This is a genomic window from Streptomyces botrytidirepellens (assembly GCF_003721215.1).
GTDB lineage: Bacteria > Actinomycetota > Actinomycetes > Streptomycetales > Streptomycetaceae > Streptomyces > Streptomyces himastatinicus.
Genome location: NZ_RIBZ01000638.1, coordinates 1 through 5,249 on the forward strand (window position 1 = coordinate 1; position 5,249 = coordinate 5,249).

At 74.5% G+C, this 5,249-nt stretch carries 5 protein-coding genes; all 5 read right to left on the reverse strand.

The window, feature by feature from the left end:
• Window positions 1-1,461, reverse strand: a 1,461-nt coding sequence (locus EEJ42_RS34345; RefSeq protein WP_123106041.1) for a methylmalonyl-CoA mutase subunit beta, incomplete at its 3' end; no start/stop codon positions are given.
• A gap of 337 nt (window positions 1,462-1,798) precedes the next feature.
• Window positions 1,799-3,031, reverse strand: coding sequence for a cytochrome P450 family protein (locus EEJ42_RS34350; protein WP_246097568.1), 1,233 nt, complete (start codon window positions 3,029-3,031; stop codon window positions 1,799-1,801).
• A 478-nt stretch (window positions 3,032-3,509) separates the two neighbouring features.
• Window positions 3,510-3,830, reverse strand: coding sequence for an endo alpha-1,4 polygalactosaminidase (locus tag EEJ42_RS34355; protein ID WP_425473007.1), 321 nt, complete (start codon window positions 3,828-3,830; stop codon window positions 3,510-3,512).
• A 73-nt stretch (window positions 3,831-3,903) separates the two neighbouring features.
• Window positions 3,904-4,578, reverse strand: a complete 675-nt coding sequence (locus EEJ42_RS34360; RefSeq protein WP_123106039.1) for a spherulation-specific family 4 protein — start codon at window positions 4,576-4,578, stop codon at window positions 3,904-3,906.
• Between the two features lie 46 nt (window positions 4,579-4,624).
• On the reverse strand, window positions 4,625-5,249 hold a 625-nt coding region (locus EEJ42_RS34365), incomplete at its 5' end, for an NAD-dependent epimerase/dehydratase family protein (protein WP_425473008.1).

The window sequence follows — 5,249 nt, forward strand, 5'->3', positions numbered from 1 at the left end:
CTCGTCGCGGCGCACCCGCGGCAGCCCGCCGCCGGACCGCTCGGGCGCGGCCTCGCGCCGGACGGGCGGCTCGGCCAGGTTGGGGAACTCGCTCACTCCGGTGATCGGCTCCTTGCGGCGGGCGAGGTCGCGCGAGCGGCGCTCCCAGGTGGCGGCCAGCCGGTCGCGCACCAGGCCGGAGGCGAGGGCGGCGGCCAGTCCCCCGGCCCGCTCGATCTCCTGGAACCAGCCCCACGCGGCGCGGCAGATCTCCTCGGTCAGCGACTCGACGTACCAGGAGCCACCGGCCGGGTCGATCACCCGGGCCAGCCCCGACTCCTCCAGCAGGATCGTGGAGGTGTTGCGGGCGATGCGGCGGGCGAAGTCGTCCGGCAGGCCGATCGCGCTGTCGAACGGCAGCACCGTGACCGCGTCGGCGCCGCCGACCCCGGCGGCCAGGCTCGCCACGGTGGTGCGGAGCATGTTCACCCAGGGGTCGCGCCGGGTCATCATGACCGGCGAGGTGACGGCGTGCTGGCGCTGGGCGCACTCCGCCGAGCCCGTCGCCACCCCGCACGCCTCCGCCACTCGCGCCCACAGCCGCCTCGCGGCACGCAGCTTGGCGATGGTGGTGAACTGGTCGGCGGTGGCCGCGTAGCGGAACTCCAGCTCGGAGCAAGCCGCCTCGACCGGCATCCCGGCCCCGGTCAGCGCGCGCAGATACGCCACCCCGGCGGCCAGCGAGCAGCCCAGCTCCTGGGCCACCCCGCCACCGGCCTCGTGGTACGGCAGCGCGTCCACGGTGAGGGCCCGGACGCCGCGGTGGTCGCGGTAGCAGGCGACCGCCAGGTCGGCGGCGGCTGCCAGGTGGGCGGGCAGGTCCGCGTCCCGGCCGGTGCGGGCCACCAGGCCCAGCGGGTCGGCGCCCAGGTTGCCGAGCGCCGCGTGCGGCGGCACCTGACGGTCGGCGTACAGCCGCAGCAGGGCGCGGGCCGCGGCCTCGAAGTCGGGGCCCGCGTCGAGGACGACGGGGGCGAGGTCGAGGTAGACACCGGCCAGGGCCTCGGGCAGCGCGTCGACGGCCACCCCGCCCTCGCCGACCGCCAGCCACACCGACCCGGCGCCGTTCTCCAGGTCCGCGAGCACGGCCCGGTTGGTGGTGCCCGCGTCCGGGTGCGCGTGCCGCTGGCGTACGTCCCAGCCGGAGACCGCGGACCCCGCGGCCCGCGCGCCGCGCAGATACGGGGCGAAGCCCGGGTAGCCGGGGCGTCCGGGGTCCTGGGGGGCGTCCTGGGACGTGTAGAGGGGGCGGACGGTGATGCCGTCCTCGACCTCGGTCGCGAGGGCCTCTTCGGCGTGTACGCCCGTGGCGTCCGACGCGCCGGTCTTGCGCAGCACGCCTTCCACGAGGCGATGCCACTCGTCTCGCGTCACATCCGGGAATTCATCGGCTAGGGGAAGCCCGTCGGGCAGGACCGTCATGAAAGGGAGGCTAATGGCCTCGGCTAAAGCCGCAGCAGAGGGTAGGGATGTGAGCTTACTCTCGGCCCCGGATGCCCGGTTCCGACCGATTACCGGTCGGTAAGTCAGGGGTTTATGGGGACCGTAGGGGTTGCCGTGGCGTCCGGCGCGGGTGCGGTCCGGGGGGATGCTCGCAGCGCGCCCGACCGCGGTGAGGAGTGTGCTCACAGCGAGGGAGAGGAGTGCGCTCACACAGAGGCCCGCCCGGTGCGACGGGGGATGCACACCGGGCGGGCTCGATGACCTTTTTACCGCATCCACCGAAGGTTATGCATCAAAAACTTGTTCGCCCCTTCGCTCACCAGGTCACAGGCAGCGAGATCAGGCCACGTGCACGGATCGTCGGCCGCCACCGCAGCTCCTCCCTCGGCACCTCCAGCCGCAACCCCGGAAAACGGGACAACAGCGTGGCCAGAGCGATGTCGGTCTCCATCCGGGCGAGCGGTGCGCCCAGGCAGTAATGGATGCCGTGACCGAGGGCAAGGTGCCCGGATCGGCCAATATGCGGATTGAGAGCGTCCGGGTCCTGGAAGCGCGCCGGATCGCGGTGCGCCGAGGCCACGGAGAGCAGCACGGTCTCCCCGGCGGGGATCGTCACACCGCCGATCTCGATGTCCTCCCGGGGGAAGCGGCGAATGGCGAGCGGGGCCGGGGCCTCGTAGCGGGCCAGCTCGTCGAAGGCGGCCGGGATGCGGGCGGGGTCCTCGCGCAGCTCGTGGAGGAGTTCGGGGTGGTCGAGCAGGGAGAGCACGGAGTTGGCGATGAGGTGGACCGTGTTCTCGTATCCCGCGAGCAGGATGAGGAAGGCCAGCGAGGTCAGTTCGTCCTCGCTGAGCCGGTCGGCGCCGCCCTCCGTCTCGTCGTCGCGCACCCTGATCAGGTCGGACAGCAGATCGTCGCCGGGCTCGGCGCGCTTCTTCGCGATGAGGCCGGTGTAGAAGCGCAGCATGGCGCCGACCGCCTCCTTCGCCCCCTGCGGCCGCGCCGGGTCGGGGGTGATCAGGGCGTCGCTCCAGGCGCGGAAGTCCCGGCGGTCGCCCTCCGGGACGCCGAGCAGATCGCAGATGACGATGATGGGCAGCTGTCCGGCGTACGTGGCGAGCAGATCCGCACGGCCGTCGGCCTCGATGGCGTCGAGCAGCTCACCGGCGACACGCCGGACCGGTTCGCGCAGCTTCTCGACCCGGCCGGAGGTGAACGCCTTGACCACGAGGCGGCGCACCCGGGTGTGGTCCGGGGGATCCATGTTGAGCAGGTTGGTGTCGAGGGCGGGTGGCAGCGAGAAGCCACTGTAGTTGCCCGGCGCGGCGTGGCGCTTGTCCAGCGAGAGGCGCGGGTCGGCGAACGCCCGCCGTACGTCGTCGTAGCGGGTGACCAGCCAGGCGGGGCGGCCGTCGGTGCCGGCGATGCGGTGCACCGGGCCCGCCTCCCGGAGCGCGGCCAGGGCGGGATACAGGTCTTCGATCAGCGCGGCCGTATCGACGGCGGTGTCGGCGGCAGTGTCGGCTGCGGTATCGGCGGTGTGCGGCATGGCTCCAGACCTTAGCCAGGGCCCGTTCGTCCGACGCGGTGGCCGGGAGGCGGCGTCGGGGCTGAATCTCCCCGACGCCGCCTGCGCCACGGGCGGCCCCGACCCCCGTCCAGGGCCACCTCGCTCTTGGTCCCCCCGATCACCGCCGCAGGCCGTTGTCTGTCTGCTTGAATCAGCAAACCGCGTCTGAGCGCCGCTGCTTCCCCTTCGGCAGCAAGTTGCCAATCCCCGCACCGAGGCCCGTGGGCCTTGACACGCGATCTCGGGCCGCCGGACGGATAGGGCACCGTGCCCGCGCGGTAGCGCGCGGGCACGGGATGCGGGTCCGGCCGGGCCCTTGGGAAAATGGCCGGATATAGCACCAGAAGAGGGGGCGCGGACGGCGCTCAGCAGGAGCGGCGCCAGGGGTCGAGGTCCAGCCGCTTCTGCATCGAGCTGAGCCGCAGCCGCTTCGCGGTCCGGCAGAAGTCCCCCGGCTTCAGGGCGTACTCGACGTGGAAGACCGCCTTCTTCCGGTGAGCGGGAAGCCGGTGCGATTGCGGTAACCGTCCGTCAGGTCGGGCTCCACCGCATCGAAACCCTTGGCGCCGACGTTGATGTAGCAGATCACCTTGCGGCCACGGGCGTGCGGCCGGGCGACGGTGCGGGCGGAGTTCTCGAAGCCGTCGATGTCGTAGACGGGTACGTCGACCGACTCGTCGATCCGGCCCGCCAGCTGCCACTGCCAGGCGGTGCCGGGGCGGGGTTGCCAGCGCGGGGGCCGGTCGCCGCCGCGGCCCGCGGAGCCGCCGCCCAGCATCCGGTCAGGATCAGCAGCAGCGCTGCGATCAGCGCCGCCGCCAGGCGCCGCAGGCGCCACACCGTCCGTACGGTCACCGGGGGGCCTCCTCCAGCTCGTCGGGCGCGGACCGCCAGGGGTTGGCGCCCGCTCCGGGCAACGCGCAGTGCACGGCGGCGCCGCGCGCCCGGGCGGTGCGGCCCACCTGTCCGGCCCGCCCGCCGGGCATGTCGTACACCCGATGGCAGAAGCGCCCCGGCGGATGGGCGGCGGTCCAGTCCGGCACCTCGGCCTGCCGGTAGGTGTCCCACCGGCCCTCGAAGGTGACCAGCAGGTCGGCCAGGGCGGCGTACCGCGGATCGGGGTGGGTGCCGGGATTGAACACGACCGTACGGGCGCCCAGCACCCGGGACGCCAGCGCCAGCCGCCGGGAGCGGGGCAGCGTCGCGGCGTGCGCCGCGGTCCGGTCGAGGAACACGCCGTCCACGCCGTACCAGCGGCGGTGCCGCCGCACGTCGGTGAGCACCGCACCCACCCGGCGGCGGCCGTACGCGGTGTCGACGTACCCGAGCAGCGGCGCACCCGCGGCGCGCAGCCGCGCGGCGGCCTCGGCGAACACCGGGTCGGGGCGGATGCCCGGCCCGTCCGCCCGGTTGAGGATGACCCTGTACAGCCGCCCGGCGGCCCGCTCCAGCACCCGCCAGGGGTGCGGATCGGCCGCCGGGTGGACGTACAGGGTTACGAGCAGACGGCGCTGATGGTCCGTCATCGGGCGGGGGTTTCGGCCGGGGCCTCGCTCGCCGCCCACAGACCGGTCAGCGACTCGGCGAAGGAGTAACGGGGCTGCCAGCCGAGGAGCCGCCCGGCGGCCCCGATGTCCGCTTGCTGCCAGCTGACGGCGGCGAGCGGGCCGAGCCGCCGCCGCTCTCCTCGATGCGGCCGCGGAAGCCGCTCTCCCTCACCAGCCCCTCGGCCACCTCCCGCACCGGGCGGGCCGTGCCGCCCCCGATGGCGAGGAGGCGCGGGGCCCGGCCGGGCGTGGTGGCGGCGAGACCGGCGGCCCGGGCGACGTCGCGGACGTCCCCGAAGTCGCGGTGGGCGGACAGGTCCCCGACGCGGACGGTGGCGTCCGGCTCGTCGGCGTCATTGGGGTCATGCCGCATCGCGAGCCGCAGCTCGGCGGCGAGCCGCCCGGGCAGGCTCGCTGCCGGGGAACCGGGGCCGAGCGGGTTGAACACCAGCAGGACCACGGCGTCCAGGCCCGAGTCGAGGACCGCGAGGGTGCCGGACAGCTTGGTCGCGCCGTACACGCCGAGCGGGCGGGCGCGTTCTCGCCGAGGGGGCGGCCGGGCTCGCCCGCCCCGTACTCGGCCGCCGAGCCGAGGTGGACGAGGCGGGCCCCGGGCGCGGCGGCGGCCAGCGCCTCGCACAGGACGGCCG

Coding starts and splice junctions, on each gene's coding strand:
- EEJ42_RS34350 (WP_246097568.1), bottom strand. CDS start 3,031: ATGCCGCACACCGCCGATACCGCAGCCGACACTGCCGCCGACACCGCC.
- EEJ42_RS34360 (WP_123106039.1), bottom strand. CDS start 4,578: ATGACGGACCATCAGCGCCGTCTGCTCGTAACCCTGTACGTCCACCCG.
- EEJ42_RS34355 (WP_425473007.1), bottom strand. CDS start 3,830: ATGCTGGGCGGCGGCTCCGCGGGCCGCGGCGGCGACCGGCCCCCGCGC.